Origin of the sequence: Pseudomonas sp. SWRI111, assembly GCF_014268555.1 — a bacterium.
In the GTDB taxonomy this organism is placed as follows: Bacteria; Pseudomonadota; Gammaproteobacteria; order Pseudomonadales; family Pseudomonadaceae; genus Aquipseudomonas; species Aquipseudomonas hamedanensis.
This window is the reverse complement of record NZ_JABWQQ010000012.1, coordinates 149584-168151: the sequence shown is the minus strand read 5'-3', so window position 1 is coordinate 168151 and position 18568 is coordinate 149584. Positions and strand designations below refer to the sequence as shown.

Below are 18568 nucleotides of genomic sequence, written 5' to 3'. Positions count from 1 at the left end.
GACAGACAAATTGCCGGCCTGTTGAAGCCCTAAGTCAGGTAGAATGCGCGCCCGGTTTTTGGAGAAGCTCATGACCCTGCTCAAATTCAGCGATGTGTCCCTTGCGTTCGGCGCTATGCCGTTGTTGGACAAGGTGTCCTGGCAGATCGCCCGTGGTGAGCGGGTGTGCATCATCGGTCGCAACGGCACTGGCAAGTCCAGCATGATGAAACTGGTCAAGGGCGACCAGAAGCCCGATGACGGCTCGGTGTGGCGTGCCCCCGGTCTGAAAATCGGCGAATTGCCGCAAGAGTTGCCGGTGGCCGACGAGCGGACGGTATTCGACGTGGTCGCCGAGGGCCTCGATGGCGTGGGCGCCTTGCTTGCCGAATATCATCACCTGAGCCAGAACATCGTCACCGATGCCGATCTGGACAAGCTGATGCACGTCCAGCACGACCTCGAAGCCCGTGACGGCTGGCGCTTGCAAACGCTGGTCGACAGCACTCTGAGCCGCCTGCAATTGCCGGCCGACAAAACCCTCGCCGAACTGTCCGGCGGCTGGCGTCGCCGTGTCCTGCTGGCGCAGGCGCTGGTCTCCGAGCCGGATCTGCTGCTGCTCGACGAGCCCACCAACCACCTGGACATCGGTGCGATTGCCTGGCTCGAAGAAGCGCTGAAAGATTTCCAGGGCGCCGTGCTGTTCATCACGCACGACCGTTCCTTTCTGCAAAACCTCGCCACGCGCATTCTCGAACTGGACCGCGGCGGTCTGATCGACTGGAACGGCGACTACGCCAGTTTCCTCGTCCACAAGGAGGCGGCGCTGGCCGCGGAAGAAACCGCCAACGCGCTGTTCGACAAAAAACTGGCCCAGGAAGAAGTCTGGATCCGTCAGGGCATCAAGGCGCGCCGGACCCGTAACGAAGGCCGCGTCCGCGCTTTGAAAGCCTTGCGCGTCGAGCGTAGCGAACGTCGTGAGCGCACTGGCAAGGCTAACATTCAGTTGGATACTGCCGACAAGTCCGGCAAGCAAGTGATGGTGCTCGAGAACGTCAGCTTCGCGCACCCGGGTGGCCCGTTCCTGATCAAGGATTTCTCGATGGTGCTGACGCGCGGCGACCGTATCGGTCTGCTCGGCGCCAACGGTACCGGCAAAACCACACTGTTGAAGCTGATGCTCAGCGGTCTGCAACCCACCAGCGGCAAGGTCGAAGAGGGCACCCGGATCGACGTCGCCTACTTCGACCAGTTGCGCCACCAACTGGATCTGGAAAAAACCGTGATCGATAACGTCGCCGAAGGTCGCGACTTTATCGACATCGATGGCCAGAGTCGTCACGTACTCAGCTACCTCGGTGACTTCCTGTTCAGTCCGCAGCGTGCCCGCACGCCAGTCAAGGCGCTGTCGGGTGGTGAGCGTGCGCGGCTGTTGCTGGCCAAGCTGTTCAGCAAGCCGGCCAACCTGCTGGTGCTCGACGAACCGACCAACGACCTCGATGTGGAAACCCTCGAGTTGCTTGAGGAAGTCCTGTTGACCTTCAACGGCACCGTGCTGATGGTCAGCCACGACCGGGCATTCCTCGATAACGTGGTGACCAGTACGTTGGTCTTCGAAGGTGAAGGCAAGGTCCGTGAGTACGTTGGCGGCTATCAGGACTGGATCCGTCAGGGCGGTTCGCCGCGTCTGTTGGGCGTGACCGAGAGCAAGTCGGGCAAGGCTGACCTGAACTCGGCTGTGGTGACCGCTGAGCCGGCTCCGGTGGCTGCGCCTGCCGCAACTGCGCCGGCGGCGAAGAAGAAATTGAGCTACAAGCTGCAGCGTGAGCTGGAAGCCCTGCCGGGCGACATCGACGCCAAGGAACAGCAGATCGCAGCGGTTGAAGCCGAAATGGCTGAAGCCGGTTTCTATCAGCGTCCGCCGGCGGAGACGGCCAAGGTGATTGCCTCGCTGGAGCAATTGCAGGCTGAGCTGGATGCGCTGGTGGAACGTTGGGCCGAGCTGGATGCCTGATTGATGCGCACGTGAAAAAGCCCGGCGCTCAGTGATGAGCGCCGGGCTTTTCATATGTCAGCGCTGAACCTCTGTAGGAGTGAGCCTGCTCGCGATAGCGTCCTGATATTCGACACTTTCGTCGCCTGAAAAAACGCCATCGCGAGCAGGCTCACTCCTACATTGATCGGTGTTTCAGCGTTTGACCAGGTGCACCGCCAATACATCGCAAGGCGCACCGTGCAGCACGTCATTCGCGGTCGAGCCAAGCAGCAATGCCAGACCATGGCGGCCATGGCTGCCGACCACGATCAGATCGCAGGTTTGTTCCTTGGCGAAATGGTGGATTTCCTGGCGTGGCTGACCATAGGTCAGGTGACAGTTGGCGCCTTCGAGTTCGGTGTATTTGAGCTTCAGGCGTTCAAGACGCTCCTTGGCCTGATCGAACTGCTGTTGTTGCAGTTGTGACAGGTCCATTGGCACGTCGCCGCCGAACGCCATGGCCATCGGTTCAACGATATGCACCAGTGACAGCTTGGCGCCATTACTCACCGACAACTCGCGGGCGCGGTGGATTACAGGGTCGCACTCTTCAGTCAGATCTACAGCGACCAGGATGTGGTGGTAGGGCATGAGGTGCTCCTCCGAAGGTTCAATATTGGTAAGTATGGCTGGTTTCAAGCGCATTGGTTGCGAAGTGACGCAATGGGCTCATCAAAAATCGGGAGTAGAGATATGACGGTCTGGATAGTGGTGTCAATCCTGCTGGTGGTTTTAAGTCCGCTGGCCTGGTTGCGCCCCTCGCGCGCGCAAAGCGGTCGCATCGCCCTGCGCATGGAGGCTCGCCGCATCGGCCTGGCCATGCAACTGGCGCCGCAGGAATGGCCGCACTGGCTTTCCCAGGAGCCGCCCAACCCTTGCGCGCAGTACCACCGGCCCCGGCGCGGCAGTCAACCTGCATGTTGGACTTATTGGCAGAAGACGCCTGGTGTCTGGGTCAATCAATGGCAGGAAGTGTGCGAAGACCGGTTGCTGCTCAATCATTTCGAAAAGTTGCCAGGCAACGTTTTCAAAATCGAGGCCGACAAGCAGATGATCGCTTTGTACTGGGGCGAAAAGGGCGATGCCTCGATTTTGCAGACCTTCGACGCAACACTGAAAGCGCTGGCGTGATGCTCGGACTTTTCGCACTGCAACGGTGCGAAGCGTCCGGCAGACGAGCAATAAAAAGCCCGACATGATTCATCGGGCGGGATTGGCCAGGCAGGCCGGTCATTCTTTCGGGCCGATCACGCTCGGCACATCTCAAGGTAGTCCCGCCAGCGTAGCCTGTTAAACAAGGCCGTGAAGGTATTAGGGCGAATTTTCTAATTATTGATTCTATGAATGGCTGTGCATGCAGGTGCGTGTTGCTTCTCCTTGTCTTACGGAAATGACCGCAAAGTCGCGTTTCAACCGGCATTTTGGGCGATTGACAATTGTCAGAAATTCCGTGAAGGTGACGTACCCGAATCAAACGGGCGTATGAATTGAGCGTTTGTCTTACTGACCGCTCCTACAGAATCCCGACTATCGCGTTGGCGGGTGTGCCGGGTGGATTGGCGTTAGCATCGACGAAAAAGCGTCCTGCCGAGCCATTCGCCTGCGTCCGACGTGTACTGTTCAGCTTCCATATCGTGGAGATCAGTTGATGATTTACGAAGGTAAAGCCATCACGGTTAAAGCTCTTGAAAGTGGCATCGTCGAATTGAAATTCGACCTCAAGGGTGAGTCCGTCAACAAGTTCAACCGTCTAACCCTGAACGAGCTGCGTCAGGCCGTTGACACCATCAAGGCAGATGCTTCGATCAAGGGCGTGATCGTCAGCAGTGGCAAGGACGTGTTCATCGTCGGCGCCGACATCACCGAATTTGTCGAGAACTTCAAGCTGCCGGATGCCGAGCTGGTTGCTGGCAATCTCGAAGCCAACAAGATCTTCAGCGATTTCGAAGACCTCAACGTACCGACCGTAGCCGCCATCAATGGCATCGCGCTGGGCGGCGGTCTGGAAATGTGCCTGGCGGCTGATTACCGCGTCATGTCCACCAAGGCCAAGATCGGCCTGCCGGAAGTCAAGTTGGGTATCTACCCGGGCTTCGGCGGTACCGTACGCCTGCCGCGCCTGATCGGCGTCGACAACGCCATCGAGTGGATTGCCGCCGGCAAGGAAAACCGTCCCGAAGACGCGTTGAAAGTCAGCGCCGTCGACGCCGTGGTTGCGCCTGAGAAACTGCAGGAAGCTGCCCTTGAACTGATCAAGCGCGCCATCTCCGGTGAGTTCGATTTCAAGGCCAAGCGTCAGCCGAAACTTGAAAAACTCAAGTTGAACGCCATTGAACAGATGATGGCTTTCGAAACCGCCAAAGGTTTCGTCGCCGGTCAGGCTGGCCCGAACTACCCGGCGCCGGTTGAAGCGATCAAGACCATTCAGAAAGCCGCCAACTTCGGTCGCGACAAGGCGCTGGAAGTCGAAGCCGCCGGTTTCGTCAAACTGGCCAAGACCTCTGCCGCGCAGAGCCTGATCGGTCTGTTCCTGAACGATCAGGAACTGAAGAAAAAGGCCAAGGCCTACGATGAAATCGCCAAAGACGTGAAGCAGGCCGCCGTACTCGGCGCTGGCATCATGGGGGGCGGTATCGCTTATCAGTCGGCTTCCAAAGGTACGCCGATCCTGATGAAGGACATCAACGAACACGGCATCGAGCAGGGCCTGGCAGAAGCCGCCAAGCTGCTGGTCGGTCGCGTTGATAAAGGCCGCATGACCGCCGCGAAAATGGCTGAAGTGCTCAACGGTATTCGTCCGACCCTGTCCTACGGTGATTTCGGTCACGTGGATCTGGTTGTCGAAGCCGTGGTCGAGAATCCGAAGGTCAAGCAAGCTGTACTGGCCGAAGTCGAAGACAAGGTCAAAGAGGACACGATCCTCGCGTCCAACACCTCGACCATTTCCATCAGCCTGCTGGCCAAGGCCCTCAAGCGTCCGGAAAACTTCGTTGGCATGCACTTCTTCAACCCGGTGCACATGATGCCGCTGGTGGAAGTGATTCGTGGCGAGAAGTCCAGCGAGCTGGCCGTTGCCACCACCGTTGCCTACGCCAAGAAAATGGGCAAGAACCCGATCGTCGTCAACGACTGCCCGGGCTTCCTGGTCAACCGCGTGCTGTTCCCGTACTTCGGCGGTTTCGCCAAGCTGGTCAGCGCCGGTGTCGACTTCGTCCGCATCGACAAGGTCATGGAAAAGTTCGGCTGGCCGATGGGCCCGGCGTACCTGATGGACGTGGTCGGCATCGACACCGGTCACCACGGTCGTGACGTGATGGCTGAGGGTTTCCCGGACCGCATGAAAGATGACCGTCGTTCGGCTATCGATGTGCTTTACGAGGCCAAGCGCCTGGGCCAGAAGAACGGCAAGGGCTTCTACGCCTACGAGGCCGACAAGAAAGGCAAGCAGAAGAAAGTTGCCGATCCATCGGTACTGGAAGTGCTCAAGCCGATCGTTTACGAGCAGCGCGAAGTCACCGACGAAGACATCATCAACTGGATGATGATCCCGCTGTGCCTGGAAACCGTGCGTTGCCTGGAAGACGGCATCGTTGAAACGGCTGCCGAGGCCGACATGGGTCTGGTCTACGGCATCGGTTTCCCTCCATTCCGTGGCGGTGCGCTGCGCTACATCGATTCGATCGGTGTGGCCGAGTTCGTTGCCCTGGCTGACCAGTACGCTGATTTGGGCGCGCTGTACCACCCGACCGCGAAGCTGCGCGAAATGGCCAAGAACGGCCAAAGCTTCTTCGGTTAAGCGCCCCCAACTAGAGTGAGAGTGAACTTATGAGCTTGAATCCTAGAGACGTCGTGATTGTCGACTTCGGTCGTACTCCGATGGGCCGCTCCAAGGGCGGCATGCACCGCAACACCCGTGCCGAAGACATGTCGGCGCACCTGATCAGCAAATTGCTGGAGCGCAATGCCAAGGTCGACCCGGCGGAAGTCGAGGACGTGATTTGGGGCTGCGTCAACCAGACCCTGGAGCAGGGCTGGAACATCGCGCGCATGGCGTCGCTGATGACCCAGATTCCGCACACTTCGGCCGGCCAGACAGTCAGCCGTCTGTGTGGTTCGTCGATGAGCGCGCTGCACACCGCTGCGCAAGCGATCATGACCGGTAACGGCGACGTGTTCGTGGTCGGCGGCGTCGAGCACATGGGCCACGTGAGCATGATGCACGGTGTCGATCCGAACCCGCACATGTCTCTGTACGCGGCGAAAGCCTCGGGCATGATGGGCCTGACCGCGGAAATGCTCGGCAAGATGCACGGCATCACCCGTGAGCAGCAGGACGCATTCGGCGTGCGTTCCCACCAGTTGGCCCACAAGGCAACTGTGGAAGGCAAGTTCAAAGACGAAATCATCCCGATGCAGGGCTACGACGAGAACGGTTTCCTGAAACTGTTCGACTACGATGAAACCATTCGTCCGGAAACCACCCTGGAAAGTCTGGCGGCGCTCAAGCCGGCATTCAATCCAAAGGGCGGCACCGTGACGGCCGGTACTTCGTCGCAGATCACTGATGGTGCTTCGTGCATGATCGTGATGTCGGCCCAGCGTGCGCAGGACCTTGGCATCCAGCCGATGGCGGTGATCCGTTCGATGGCAGTGGCTGGTGTGGATCCGGCAATCATGGGCTATGGTCCAGTGCCGGCAACCCAAAAAGCCCTGAAACGCGCGGGCCTTGGCATCAGCGATATCGACTTCTTCGAGCTCAACGAAGCTTTCGCCGCACAGGCCCTGCCAGTGCTGAAAGATTTGAAAGTTCTCGACAAGATGAACGAGAAGGTTAACCTGCACGGCGGCGCGATCGCCCTGGGTCACCCGTTCGGTTGCTCCGGTGCGCGTATTTCCGGCACCCTGCTCAATGTGATGAAGCAGAATAGCGGCACCTTCGGGGTAGCCACTATGTGCATTGGTCTCGGCCAAGGCATCTCCACCGTCTTCGAACGCGTTTAAGCGTCTCGTCGATGGAAGCCGGGGCCCAGTGCCCCGGTTTTTGTTTTTTGGGTTTTTTATTTTATTTTGAAAAAATTTCAGTGAGGGCCGAAGCATGCCGATACAACCTGGGCTCTACCAACATTACAAAGGTCCGCGGTACCGCGTATTCAGTGTTGCGCGGCACTCCGAGACCGAAGAAGAGGTGGTCTTCTACCAAGCCCTGTATGGCGATTACGGCTTTTGGGTGCGCCCGTTGAGCATGTTCGTCGAGTCCGTCGAAGTTGACGGCGAGCAGGTACCACGCTTTGCTTTGGTGCAAGCCGAACCGAGCCTTTTTGACAGGGTTTGAGGCGAGTGCGCACAGAACCCTGTGCTTGACCTCACCTTGTATCAACTATATATAGCGGTGCCGCGTCAGGCGCCAACCGCCTTTCACTTCTAGAATTCAGGAATTTTCTGATCCATGGGCAAATCGCTGGTCATTGTGGAATCCCCGGCTAAGGCCAAGACCATCAACAAGTATCTGGGTAACCAATACGTGGTGAAGTCGAGTATCGGCCATATCCGAGACCTGCCCACCAGCGGTTCGGCTAGCGCCAGCAAAGAGCCTGCTGCCAAGCGCGGCAAGGCTGCTGCAGGCGAAGGTCCGGTGCTCTCGCCGAAAGAGAAAGCGCGCAAGCAGCTGGTCTCGCGTATGGGCGTCGATCCCGAGCACGGCTGGAAAGCCCAGTACGAGATCCTTCCTGGCAAGGAAAAGGTCATCGAGGAGCTGCGCCGGCTCGCCAAGGATGCTGACACCATCTATCTCGCAACCGACTTGGATCGCGAGGGGGAAGCCATTGCCTGGCACCTGCGCGAAGCCATCGGTGGTGATGACAGCCGCTACAAGCGCGTGGTGTTCAACGAAATCACCAAGAAGGCGATTCAGGAGGCATTCTCCGAGCCGGGCGAGCTGGACATCGATCGTGTCAACGCGCAGCAGGCGCGGCGCTTCCTCGATCGCGTGGTCGGCTACATGGTTTCGCCGCTGCTGTGGGCCAAGATCGCCCGCGGTCTGTCTGCTGGTCGCGTGCAATCGGTTGCCGTGAAGCTGGTGGTCGAACGCGAGCGCGAGATTCGTGCCTTCAATCCGGAAGAGTACTGGGAAGTGCATGCCGATCTCGGCACCGCCAAAGGCTCGACTGTGCGTTTCGAAGTGGCACGCGAGAAAGGCGAAGCCTTCAAGCCGCTGAACGAAGCCCAGGCCATGGCCGCGCTGGAGAAGCTCAAGGCCTCCAGCTACAGCATCGTCAAGCGCGAAGACAAACCGACCAGCAGCAAGCCGTCGGCGCCGTTCATCACCTCGACCCTGCAGCAAGCCGCGAGCAACCGCCTGGGCTTCGGCGTGAAGAAAACCATGATGATGGCCCAGCGTCTGTATGAAGCTGGCTACATCACCTATATGCGTACCGACTCGACCAACCTCTCGGCTGACGCCGTGGCGATGGCGCGTACCTACATCGAAGACGAGTTCGGCAAGAAGTACCTGCCAGAGACGCCGAACGTCTACAGCAGCAAAGAAGGCGCACAAGAGGCTCACGAAGCGATTCGTCCTTCCGACGCCAACACCACGCCGAGCAAGCTTGCGGGCATGGAGCGTGACGCTGAGCGTCTCTATGAGCTGATCTGGCGTCAGTTCCTCGCTTGCCAGATGTTGCCGGCGCAATACCTGTCGACCACAGTCAGCGTCGGCGCTGGCGACTTCGAGCTGCGCGCCAAGGGCCGTATCCTCAAGTTCGACGGTTACACTCGCGTTATGCCGCAGATTGCCAAGCCGGGCGATGATGACGTTCTGCCGGACATGGCGCAGGGCGATGTGATGAAGCTGATCAAGCTTGATCCTTCCCAGCACTTTACCAAGCCGCCGGCCCGTTACTCGGAAGCCAGCCTGGTGAAGGAAATGGAAAAGCGCGGCATTGGCCGTCCTTCGACGTACGCAGCGATCATCTCGACCATTCAGGATCGCGGTTACGTGACCCTGCATAACCGTCGTTTCTATTCGGAAAAGATGGGTGACATCGTCACTGAGCGTTTGTCCGAGAGCTTCTCGAACCTGATGGACTACGGCTTCACCGCCGGTATGGAAGAGAATCTCGATGACGTGGCGCAGGGCGAGCGCGACTGGAAAAGCGTACTGGACGAGTTCTACGGCGACTTCAAAAAGAAACTCGAAGTCGCGGAAAATCCGGACAATGGCATGCGTGCCAACCAGCCGGTGATGACCGATATCCCGTGCACAACGTGTGGTCGTCCGATGCAGATTCGTACGGCTTCCACCGGCGTGTTCCTCGGTTGCTCGGGTTACAGCCTGCCGCCGAAAGAGCGTTGCAAGGCCACCGTCAACCTGGTGCCGGGCGACGAAATCGCTGCGGACGATGAAGGTGAATCGGAATCTCTGGTATTGCGTGGCAAGCATCGCTGCCCGATCTGCAGCACGGCAATGGACGCTTATCTGCTGGATGAGAAGCGCAAGCTGCACATCTGCGGTAACAACCCGGATTGCGCCGGTTATGAGATTGAAGAAGGCAGCTATCGCATCAAGGGCTATGAAGGCCCGAGCCTGGAATGCGACAAGTGTGGCAGTGAGATGCAGCTCAAGACCGGCCGTTTCGGCAAGTTCTTCGGCTGCACCAATCCGACCTGCAAGAACACCCGCAAGCTGCTCAAGAGCGGCGACGCGGCACCGCCCAAGATGGATCCGGTGAAGATGCCTGAGCTGAAATGCGAAAAGGTCAACGACACTTACATCCTGCGTGACGGTGCGTCCGGTCTGTTCCTGGCGGCCAGCCAGTTCCCGAAAAACCGCGAGACTCGCGCTCCGCTGGTGATCGAGATCCTGCCGCACAAAGATGAAATCGATCCGAAGTATCACTTCCTGTGCGAGGCACCACAGAAAGATCCTGACGGTCTGCCGGCGGTCATTCGCTACAGCCGCAAGACCAAGGAGCAATACGTGCAGACCGAAGTCGACGGCAAGCCTACGGGCTGGAAGGCGTACTACGACGGTGGCAAGTGGACGGTCGAAGACAAGCGCAGTGCCAAGGCGAAGGCTGAGTAAGCCTTAGTCTGCCTACTGAAAAGGCCGCATGAGAACCTCCCGGTTTTCAGGCGGCCTTTTTGTTTTGTGCTTGCGGTGGGATCGGCTGATCCACGACACTGTCCGGCCTGTGTGAAGCAAATATTTCGTTGTGGAGACTGCCCTCATGGCCTACGAACTCTATACCCGTACCAATCAGAAGATCTATTTCGCCGGTCTGTCGCTGGAAGCCCTGGCTCGCGCTGAAGAGGGGCGGGCGATGAATGCTCTGGCGTTGATTCAGGCTGGGCGTGAGTCAGCGTTGTTTCATCTTTATGGCGCGCTGTTGGGGCTATGTCATGAAATCGCCGGCTTCTATCGTTTGCCTCAGGCGAATGCCGCGCGGGCTGAGCTGTTGCTGACGCCTGAAATACTGGAGTCGATGGCGATTCCCGAACTGGCAGAAATGGTCGAGCTGGCGGGGAACCCGGAAACCTGGCTGGCGAAATTGCTGGCGGCGCATTCAGCGCTGTTCCAGCCACCGCGCGTACCGCACAAGCCCAAGGGCGACGTGACGCAGCCGTTGATTCAAGCTGTTAATCTGGATGAAGAGCAGACGCCAGCGGAGCTGAGTCGTGAGGAGCTGGAGAGCTGGAGGCAGAACCTCAAGAGTCTGGCCATCCGTTTTCGTGAAGGCTTGAACGAGTGCTGACAGTGATTGACGCGGTGGCAATCTGAAACATGCTGCTGGTCAAGATCCCAAGCGAAGCCCGAATGATGTCTATATAATCGCTGCCTTTCGTGGAGAACAGACTTATATGCCAACGTCCTTTCTAGAAATTGTCGAGTTACCAGACGGCCGAATCGAACTGCGCAGGGCTGAGGACGAAGGTTCTCTGGTGACGCTGGATTTCTCCGAGGATGCCAAGGCGTTCCTGCAAGGCCAGCATGTGGAAATCGCTAAAGCGATGTTGAGCGTCGGCGTGCAGATGGCGGGTCGTATGGTCGAAGGCGAGTTCGACAAGGAAGAGGGAACGCGGGTTCTTCACTGATCTGCGCTCGTTTTTTCTTTAGCCGTAACTGCTACAGATCGGCTTCTCTGTCCCTTGAGAAGCCCTGCGCTTCACACAGCGCTCGTTATTCGCCAATCAACCCAATCGAATGTTCAGGCTCTGAGCATCGCCCGTGCGCGCGGCGCTGATCAACTGTTGCCGTGAGCTGCTGTTCAGCGGGTTGAGCCAAGTGATCACCGTGTGGCTGCGACCCAGGCGCAATGCTTCGCACGCCAATTGCTGGGCGCTTTGAGTGCCCCGGGGCTGCAACAGCAGAATGCGTTCGCGGTTCAGGCCGGCATCCCGCAGCCAGGTTTGAGTCAGGCTGGCTGGTGGTGCAATCAGTGTCAGCCAGCGGGCGTCCTGGTCTTCGCTCAGTTCGCGAAGGATCGGGGCAAGCAGGTTCAGGCAATTCTCTGCCGCACCGCGCAGTGACAGCTCACTGAATACTTCGGGTTCGGCATGCCATTCGCGCGCGACCACGTCTTTCAGGATCGGCGCCATGGGTTGTGCCAGAAACGCTTCGAATAAAGGCAGTTGTGTTTGCTGAGGTATGTGTGGGAACTGCATAAAGCCTCCTTTAGCGGCGGATGACGCCGACACTCAAGCCTTCGATCACCAGTTCCTGATCTTTCAGGTCAACTTCGATAGGGGCGAACTCAGGGTTTTCGGCAATCAGCCAGACTTTGCTGCCTTCACGTTTGAAACGTTTTACCGTCACTTCGTCACCGATGCGGGCAACCACGACCTGGCCGTTGCGCGCTTCGCGAGTGGTGTGAACCGCCAGCAGGTCGCCGTCGAAAATGCCGATGTCCTTCATGCTCATGCCATGGACGCGCAACAGATAGTCGGCGCGAGGATGGAAGAACGCTGGATTAATGTTGCAGGACTCTTCGATGTGCTGCTGGGCGAGGATCGGCGCACCGGCTGCTACCCGGCCAATGATCGGCAGGGTGGATTCATCGGGCTTGGCTTCAAAGCCGGGAATTCGAATGCCGCGGGAGGCACCAGGCGTCATTTCGATGGCGCCCTTGCGAGCCAGGGCCTTGAGATGCTCTTCGGCGGCATTGGGTGACTTGAAGCCCAGTTCCTGAGCGATTTCTGCGCGGGTAGGCGGATAGCCGTTGTCTTCAAGGCATCGTTTGATGAAGGCCAGAATCTCGGCTTGGCGTGGCGTCAGCTTTAGCATATTGATCGCTCTGTCTTTTTATACAGTGACTGGGATTATATACAGTGAAGCGGTCTTGGCAATGGCCGTTTTTGCGCATGCCGCCGGACGGTCGACAGACACGTTTATTAATGCGCCAGCCTTGTGTGGTTAAATAGCTGACCGACCATTCCCAAAACGAACCGCCAGGCTTGACAAGGCACAGGCTGAAACGTATGTTTCAAACAAGTGTTTGTCAGGCGCGGAGTAGCCATGGCCCAGTCGGAAACCGTTGAACGCATTCTTGATGCTGCCGAGCAGTTGTTCGCGGAGAAAGGTTTCGCTGAAACCTCATTGCGTTTGATTACCAGCAAGGCTGGCGTCAACCTGGCAGCAGTGAACTATCACTTCGGGTCGAAAAAGGCGCTGATTCAAGCGGTGTTTTCGCGTTTCCTTGGACCGTTTTGCGTCAGTCTCGATAAAGAGCTGGAGCGGCGCCAGGCCAAGCCGGACAACAAACCGACCCTTGAAGAACTGCTCGAAATCCTCGTCGAGCAAGCGCTCGTGGTCCAGCCGCGCAGCGGTAATGACCTGTCGATCTTCATGCGCTTGCTCGGCCTCGCGTTCAGTCAGAGCCAAGGTCACCTGCGGCGTTACCTGGAGGACATGTACGGCAAGGTGTTCCGCCGCTACATGCTGCTGGTCAACGAAGCGGCGCCACGCATTCCGCCGATTGAGCTGTTCTGGCGTGTGCACTTCATGCTCGGCGCCGCCGCGTTCAGCATGTCCGGGATCAAAGCGTTGCGCGCGATTGCCGAGACCGACTTCGGCGTCAACACGTCCATAGAACAAGTCATGCGCCTGATGGTGCCGTTTCTCGCCGCCGGCATGCGCGCCGAGACCGGCGTCACCGACACGGCCATGGCCACCGCGCAATTGCGCCCGCGCACCAAGTCAGCCCCGGTAGCCGCCAAGGTTTAACCGCGCACGGGTGGGCGCGGCAGCTGGTATCCGCTAAGCTAGCCGCCCATGCCGACTCTCGTTCTGAACCCGATCCGCATGGATTCTGCTGACCGTCCGGGCGCCGCCCGCGGTAGCGGACGTGTGCCGATCGGGTTTTTCGTTTTCAAGGAATTTTTATGACTGCTGGCCTGCAAGGCTCGTTGATGGTGGACGTCGCCGGTACCTGGCTGACGGCCGAAGATCGCCAATTGTTGCGTCAGCCCGAAGTGGGCGGTCTGATCATTTTTGCCCGCAACATCGAACATCCACGCCAGGTGCGCGAGCTCAGCGCCGCCATTCGCGCGATTCGCCCAGATCTGCTGCTGGCGGTGGATCAAGAGGGCGGGCGCGTACAGCGCCTGCGTCAGGGTTTTGTACGTCTGCCGGCCATGCGCGCGATTGCTGACAATCACAATGCCGAATACCTCGCCGAGCAATGCGGCTGGATCATGGCGACGGAAGTCCTCGCCGTCGGCCTCGACCTCAGCTTTGCCCCGGTGCTGGATCTGGATTATCAGCGCAGCGCTGTTGTCGGTACCCGTTCTTTTGAAGGTGATCCGCAGCGCGCTGCGTTGCTCGCCGGGGCATTCATCCGGGGCATGAACAGCGCGGGCATGGCCGCCACTGGCAAGCACTTTCCCGGCCACGGCTGGGCAGAAGCGGACTCTCACGTCGCCATCCCGAACGACGAGCGCAGCCTCGACGAGATCCGCGCCAACGACCTCGTGCCCTTCGCCCGTTTGAGCAAGCAACTGGCCGCGGTCATGCCCGCTCACGTCATCTATCCGCAAGTCGACTCACAGCCTGCCGGTTTCTCCCGGCGCTGGCTGCAGGACATTCTGCGCGGCGAATTGCAATTTGACGGCGTGATCTTCAGTGACGACCTGTCGATGGCGGGCGCCCATGTGGTTGGCGACGCCGCCAGCCGCATCGAAGCCGCGCTTACGGCCGGTTGCGACATGGGCCTGGTGTGCAACGACCGCGCCGCAGCCGAGTTGGCGCTGAGTGCTGCGCAACGCATGAAAGTCAAGCCGTCCGCGCGCATCGCCAAGATGCGCGGCCAGGCCTTCGCCAGCACTGATTATCGTCAGGACCCGCGTTGGCTTACCGCCCTCGGCGCGCTCAAAGACGCTCAACTGATCGATTAAGGATTTTCCGTTATGACCGTTTACGCAATCATCGGTGGCACCGGCCTGACTCAGCTCGAAGGCTTGAGCATTCGCCAGTCGCTGGCAGTCGATACCCCTTACGGCGCGCCTTCGGCCGAGGTGCAGATTGGCGAATACGCCGGCAAGGAAGTGTTGTTCCTCGCCCGTCACGGTCATCCGCACCGCTTTCCTCCGCACAAGGTCAACTACCGCGCCAACCTGTGGGCGTTGAAGCAGGCAGGCGCGCAAGCAATCATCGCGGTGAATGCGGTCGGCGGGATTCACCCGGCCATGGGCACCGGGCATTTTTGCGTGCCGCATCAGATCGTCGATTACACCAGCGGGCGCGAGCACACCTATTTCGCCGATGATCTGGAGCACGTCACTCACATCGATTTCAGCTTTCCCTACAGCGAGCCGTTGCGCCAGCAATTGATTGCCGCCGTCGCCGCCGAAGGCTGCGAATACAGCGATCAGGGCGTATACGCCTGCACGCAGGGCCCGCGGCTGGAAACGGTCGCCGAGATCGTCCGGCTGGAACGTGACGGCTGCGACATCGTCGGCATGACCGGCATGCCGGAAGCGGCACTGGCTCGTGAGCTGGACCTGGATTACGCCTGTCTGGCGCTGGTGGTGAACCCTGCAGCGGGCAAGACCACCGACGTCATCACCATGGCCGAAATCGAGCAGGCGCTGCACGATGGCATGGGCAAGGTCAAGTCGACACTGGCGCGGGTGCTGGCCGGCTAAGGATCGCCCATGAGCATTTTCATCGAACGGCTTAAAGGACTGGCATGGACCCAGGCATTCAACAGTAAAACGCTGGCCAAGGCCCGCGCTTATGCCGACGATGATCGGGTAGAGATCATCGAGATCGATGCCAGAAAGATCGAGGCATTCTGCGTCGGTTCCGAAAGTCAGGCGTATGAACAAATCATTTACCTGTCCGAAGATCGCTTGGGATCGGTTAATTTGCGTTGCATATGCACCTGCCCCGTCGCGATCGACTGCAAGCATTGCGCGGCGGTGCTCTATTCTTTGCAGGGCAGTGACCCTGATGTACCGGAAAGTGCCGCGCAGGTCCCGTTGGGTCGGGCATTGGAGCACTGGCTTTCGACAATCCCGGTCCCGGCCAAACCCACCGAAGAAAGCGCGCAACCCGCAGGTACACGCCTGTTTTACAAGCTCAAACCCACGTCTGCGAGCGGCAAATGGCTGCTCGATATTTTCAAGGTCTACCAGCTCAAGAGCGGCGAGTTACGCGAAGCCAAACCGATGTATTCGCTGGCGGAAATGCTCATGCGCCAGCCCGGCTACCTGTCCGAGCTGGATTTGCGCGTCGCCAGGCTGCTGGTTGCCATGCATTCACATCACGCCTATTACAGCGGTTATCCGCTGGAGGGCAGCAGTGGCGCCGAACTGCTGGAAATGCTCCTGCGCACCTCGCGGCTGTTCCTCGATTTCGAAGACCTGCGACCGCTGACGCCGGGGGCAAAACGCGTGGGTCAGTTCGCCTGGGCCGAACAGGCTGATGGTGGGTTCCGCGCGCAGTGGAGCAGTGCCGAAGCGGCGCAGGAAACCGTGCTGGCGCTGGAGCCGCTGTATTACCTCGATCGTGAACAGCGGCAGGTTGGCCCTCTGTTCAATGAGCTGGAAGAAAAACTGGCCTGCCATTTGGCCCTCGCACCGGACATTCCGGCGCGTCAGGCCATGCAGTTCAGCCATCGAATGAGCGCGGCGACAAAAATCCCGCCGCCACACAAACTCACCGAACGCATCATTGATGACGTACTGCCGCAGCCGCAACTGATCCTTGCCAGCGGTCGAGAGCACTCCCGCTGGGAGTATGTGCTGGAGCACCGCGCCGCTCTGGTGTTCACCTACAACGGTCATCCGGCGCTGGATCGCAACCCGGAGGTGATGATCCTCGACGGTACCGAAACCCAGCGTATTCAACGCCAGCCCGCGGTGGAAAAGGAACTGCGCCAGAGCCTGCAAAGGCACGGCTTCAAGAAAGCCACGCGCAAGAGTTCGCTGGATCGTCCCGGAGAAATGTTTACGTTACCGGACGATTCCGCCTGGCTCGCATTCATGCACGAAGGGCTTGCCACGCTGCGCGCCGCGAATTGGCAGATCGACATCAGCCCCGGTTTTCATTTCAACGTGCAACCGGTTGAGCAGTGGTACGCCGAGGTCGAGGAGGAGGCCGGGCATCAATGGTTTGATCTGCAATTGGGCATCGTCGTCAACGGCGAGCGCTACAGCCTGTTGCCGATCCTTTTGCATCTGTTGCGCACCCAGCCGCGCTTGCTCGACCCGGTCAATCTGGCGGAACGCAGCGATGATGAAAAACTGCTGATCGAACTCAAGCCCAGCGGTTTCGGCGGCGATGCGGGCGCCAAGGTGGCGTTGCCGCTGAGTCGGGTCAAACCGCTGATGGCCACGTTAGGCGAGTTGTATCTGGGCGGTCATCACGGCGATGCGCTGCGCTTGACTGCGCCGGATGCTGCGCGCCTGAGTCTGCTCGACGGCGTGCCGCTGGATTGGCAGGGCGGCGAGCGGCTGCGCAACTTTGCCAAGCGCCTGCAAAATTCCAGTCACACCCAAGTCGCTGCGCCGGTTGGACTTAACGCGCAACTGCGTCCGTATCAGCTCGAAGGCCTGAACTGGATGCAAACCCTGCGCGAGCTTGAGGTCGGTGGCATTCTTGGCGATGACATGGGCCTGGGCAAAACCCTGCAGACCCTGGCGCATCTGCTTGCGGAGAAAAACGCCGGCCGGCTGGATTGCCCGGCGCTGGCAGTCATGCCGACCAGTCTGATTCCCAACTGGCTCGACGAGGCCGAGCGTTTTACTCCGCAGTTAAAAGTATTGGCGCTGCACGGGACTGGGCGGCAAAAAGATTTCGCCAATCTCGCCGAATACGACTTGGTGCTGACCACTTACGCGTTGCTGCCGAGGGATCTTGAGATTTTGCAGCCACAATCGTGGAGCGTATTGATTCTCGACGAAGCGCAGAACATCAAGAACCCGCTCAGCAAAGCCGCCCAGGCCGCGCGTGACCTGCAGGCCCGTCAGCGCCTTTGCCTGAGTGGCACGCCGTTGGAAAACCACCTCGGCGAACTGTGGTCGCAGTTTCACTTCCTGATGCCGGGTTGGCTGGGCGACAGTAAATCCTTCAATCGCGATTACCGCACGCCGATCGAGAAGCACGGCAACGTGCAGCGCATGCAGCACCTGACCGCGCGCATCAAGCCGTTTTTGTTGCGACGCAAAAAAGATCAGGTCGCCACGGAGTTGCCGCCGAAAACCGAGATCATCCACTGGGTCGAACTCAGCGATGGGCAGCGCGATGTGTATGAAACGGTGCGTGTAGCGATGGACAAAAAGGTCCGCGACGAAATCGCCCGCAGTGGCGTGGCGCGCAGTCAGATCATTATTCTCGATGCGCTGCTAAAGCTGCGTCAGGTCTGTTGCGACTTGCGCCTGATCAACATGCCGCTCTCGGCGAAGGCCCTGCGCTCGGGTAGCGGCAAGCTGATCAGCTTGATGGAGATGCTCGAGGAATTGCTCGGCGAGGGGCGCAGGATTCTGCTGTTCTCCCAGTTCACGTCGATGCTGGCGCTGATCGAGCAGGAGTTGCAGCAACGAGGGTTAAGTTACTCGTTGCTGACCGGCGATACCACGGACCGACGCACGCCGGTCAAGGATTTCCAGGGCGGAAAAGTGCCGTTGTTCCTCATCAGCCTCAAGGCCGGCGGAACGGGTTTGAACCTGACGGCGGCGGACACGGTGATCCACTTTGACCCTTGGTGGAATCCTGCGGTGGAGAATCAGGCCACTGACCGGGCGTATCGCATTGGCCAGAACAATCCGGTGTTCGTTTACAAGTTGATTGCCAAAGGCACGGTTGAGGAAAAAATCCAGGCGCTGCAGCAGGAGAAGGCTGCGCTGGCCGGGGCAGTGCTGGAAGGGGGCACGACGGGTGGTTTCAAACTGGAGCAGGGCGATATCGAGGCGCTGTTTGCGCCGTTGCCTGTTTCCAGGGATTGAGCTTCGGTTTCAATCGTTAGACCGAGGTGATGCCTTTCGCGAGCAGGCTCACTCCTACAGTTTGAAATGCGTTCCCCTGTAGGAGTGAGCCTGCTCGCGATAACAATCTAACCG

Annotated in this window: 15 protein-coding genes; 12 read left to right on the top strand and 3 right to left on the bottom strand. The window is 59.1% G+C overall.

Features of this window, described 5'->3' with window-relative positions:
* Positions 1–70 precede the first annotated feature (70 nt).
* Positions 71–1993 carry an ATP-binding cassette domain-containing protein gene (locus tag HU755_RS15930; RefSeq protein WP_186621870.1) on the top strand — a complete coding sequence of 641 codons (1923 nt, stop codon included), beginning with the start codon at positions 71–73 and terminating at the stop codon, positions 1991–1993.
* Between the two features lie 174 nt (positions 1994–2167).
* Here the strand turns inward: HU755_RS15930 and HU755_RS15925 are convergent, their stop codons facing one another.
* The gene (locus HU755_RS15925) at positions 2168–2605 is read right to left on the bottom strand and encodes a universal stress protein (protein ID WP_093099866.1); all 438 of its coding nucleotides are present in this window, start codon (positions 2603–2605) and stop codon (positions 2168–2170) included.
* A gap of 102 nt (positions 2606–2707) precedes the next feature.
* Between HU755_RS15925 and HU755_RS15920 the strand changes: the two genes are divergently transcribed.
* The 7 genes from HU755_RS15920 to HU755_RS15890 all read left to right on the top strand — a co-directional run bounded on the left by HU755_RS15920 (position 2708) and on the right by HU755_RS15890 (position 11104).
* Positions 2708–3145 (top strand): hypothetical protein, encoded by a 438-nt coding sequence (locus HU755_RS15920; protein ID WP_186634303.1) that lies wholly within the window; start codon positions 2708–2710, stop codon positions 3143–3145.
* Between the two features lie 517 nt (positions 3146–3662).
* On the top strand, positions 3663–5810 hold the full coding sequence (gene fadB / locus HU755_RS15915; protein WP_186550366.1) for a fatty acid oxidation complex subunit alpha FadB: 2148 nt from the start codon (positions 3663–3665) through the stop codon (positions 5808–5810).
* 29 nt (positions 5811–5839) lie between these two features.
* A complete protein-coding gene (gene fadA / locus HU755_RS15910) occupies positions 5840–7015 on the top strand; it encodes an acetyl-CoA C-acyltransferase FadA (RefSeq protein ID WP_186634300.1) in 1176 nt (391 codons plus the stop codon).
* Positions 7016–7109: 94 nt separating this feature from the next.
* On the top strand, positions 7110–7346 hold the full coding sequence (locus tag HU755_RS15905) for a DUF1653 domain-containing protein (RefSeq protein ID WP_186634297.1): 237 nt from the start codon (positions 7110–7112) through the stop codon (positions 7344–7346).
* Positions 7347–7460: 114 nt separating this feature from the next.
* Positions 7461–10094 carry a type I DNA topoisomerase gene (gene topA, locus HU755_RS15900; RefSeq protein WP_186550368.1) on the top strand — a complete coding sequence of 878 codons (2634 nt, stop codon included), beginning with the start codon at positions 7461–7463 and terminating at the stop codon, positions 10092–10094.
* Between the two features lie 145 nt (positions 10095–10239).
* Positions 10240–10764 carry a DUF6586 family protein gene (locus tag HU755_RS15895; RefSeq protein WP_186634294.1) on the top strand — a complete coding sequence of 175 codons (525 nt, stop codon included), beginning with the start codon at positions 10240–10242 and terminating at the stop codon, positions 10762–10764.
* Positions 10765–10870: 106 nt separating this feature from the next.
* Entirely contained in the window at positions 10871–11104 is a 234-nt protein-coding gene (locus HU755_RS15890; protein WP_186550372.1) for a hypothetical protein, read from the top strand.
* Between the two features lie 96 nt (positions 11105–11200).
* Here the strand turns inward: HU755_RS15890 and sulA are convergent, their stop codons facing one another.
* Entirely contained in the window at positions 11201–11674 is a 474-nt protein-coding gene (sulA, locus tag HU755_RS15885) for an SOS-induced cell division inhibitor SulA (protein ID WP_186634291.1), read from the bottom strand.
* A gap of 10 nt (positions 11675–11684) precedes the next feature.
* Positions 11685–12293: a transcriptional repressor LexA gene (gene lexA / locus HU755_RS15880; RefSeq protein ID WP_186550376.1), complete on the bottom strand. Its 609-nt coding sequence runs from the start codon at positions 12291–12293 to the stop codon at positions 11685–11687.
* Between the two features lie 231 nt (positions 12294–12524).
* Between lexA and HU755_RS15875 the strand changes: the two genes are divergently transcribed.
* The 4 genes from HU755_RS15875 to HU755_RS15860 all read left to right on the top strand — a co-directional run bounded on the left by HU755_RS15875 (position 12525) and on the right by HU755_RS15860 (position 18454).
* Positions 12525–13232, top strand: a complete 708-nt coding sequence (locus tag HU755_RS15875; protein WP_186550378.1) for a TetR/AcrR family transcriptional regulator — start codon at positions 12525–12527, stop codon at positions 13230–13232.
* A gap of 158 nt (positions 13233–13390) precedes the next feature.
* Positions 13391–14401: a beta-N-acetylhexosaminidase gene (gene nagZ / locus HU755_RS15870; protein ID WP_186634288.1), complete on the top strand. Its 1011-nt coding sequence runs from the start codon at positions 13391–13393 to the stop codon at positions 14399–14401.
* Positions 14402–14413: 12 nt separating this feature from the next.
* Positions 14414–15151 carry an S-methyl-5'-thioinosine phosphorylase gene (locus HU755_RS15865; protein ID WP_186634285.1) on the top strand — a complete coding sequence of 246 codons (738 nt, stop codon included), beginning with the start codon at positions 14414–14416 and terminating at the stop codon, positions 15149–15151.
* Between the two features lie 9 nt (positions 15152–15160).
* The gene (locus HU755_RS15860; RefSeq protein ID WP_186634282.1) at positions 15161–18454 is read left to right on the top strand and encodes a DEAD/DEAH box helicase; all 3294 of its coding nucleotides are present in this window, start codon (positions 15161–15163) and stop codon (positions 18452–18454) included.
* The last annotated feature ends 114 nt before the right edge of the window (positions 18455–18568 follow it).

Bases quoted from the DNA above. Each gene is read 5' to 3' on its own strand.
- HU755_RS15925 (WP_093099866.1), bottom strand. From the start codon at position 2,605: ATGCCCTACCACCACATCCTGGTCGCTGTAGATCTGACTGAAGAGTGC.
- topA (WP_186550368.1), top strand. From the start codon at position 7,461: ATGGGCAAATCGCTGGTCATTGTGGAATCCCCGGCTAAGGCCAAGACC.
- HU755_RS15905 (WP_186634297.1), top strand. From the start codon at position 7,110: ATGCCGATACAACCTGGGCTCTACCAACATTACAAAGGTCCGCGGTAC.
- HU755_RS15875 (WP_186550378.1), top strand. From the start codon at position 12,525: ATGGCCCAGTCGGAAACCGTTGAACGCATTCTTGATGCTGCCGAGCAG.
- HU755_RS15865 (WP_186634285.1), top strand. From the start codon at position 14,414: ATGACCGTTTACGCAATCATCGGTGGCACCGGCCTGACTCAGCTCGAA.
- sulA (WP_186634291.1), bottom strand. From the start codon at position 11,674: ATGCAGTTCCCACACATACCTCAGCAAACACAACTGCCTTTATTCGAA.
- HU755_RS15920 (WP_186634303.1), top strand. From the start codon at position 2,708: ATGACGGTCTGGATAGTGGTGTCAATCCTGCTGGTGGTTTTAAGTCCG.
- HU755_RS15860 (WP_186634282.1), top strand. From the start codon at position 15,161: ATGAGCATTTTCATCGAACGGCTTAAAGGACTGGCATGGACCCAGGCA.
- lexA (WP_186550376.1), bottom strand. From the start codon at position 12,293: ATGCTAAAGCTGACGCCACGCCAAGCCGAGATTCTGGCCTTCATCAAA.
- HU755_RS15895 (WP_186634294.1), top strand. From the start codon at position 10,240: ATGGCCTACGAACTCTATACCCGTACCAATCAGAAGATCTATTTCGCC.
- fadA (WP_186634300.1), top strand. From the start codon at position 5,840: ATGAGCTTGAATCCTAGAGACGTCGTGATTGTCGACTTCGGTCGTACT.
- fadB (WP_186550366.1), top strand. From the start codon at position 3,663: ATGATTTACGAAGGTAAAGCCATCACGGTTAAAGCTCTTGAAAGTGGC.
- nagZ (WP_186634288.1), top strand. From the start codon at position 13,391: ATGACTGCTGGCCTGCAAGGCTCGTTGATGGTGGACGTCGCCGGTACC.
- HU755_RS15930 (WP_186621870.1), top strand. From the start codon at position 71: ATGACCCTGCTCAAATTCAGCGATGTGTCCCTTGCGTTCGGCGCTATG.
- HU755_RS15890 (WP_186550372.1), top strand. From the start codon at position 10,871: ATGCCAACGTCCTTTCTAGAAATTGTCGAGTTACCAGACGGCCGAATC.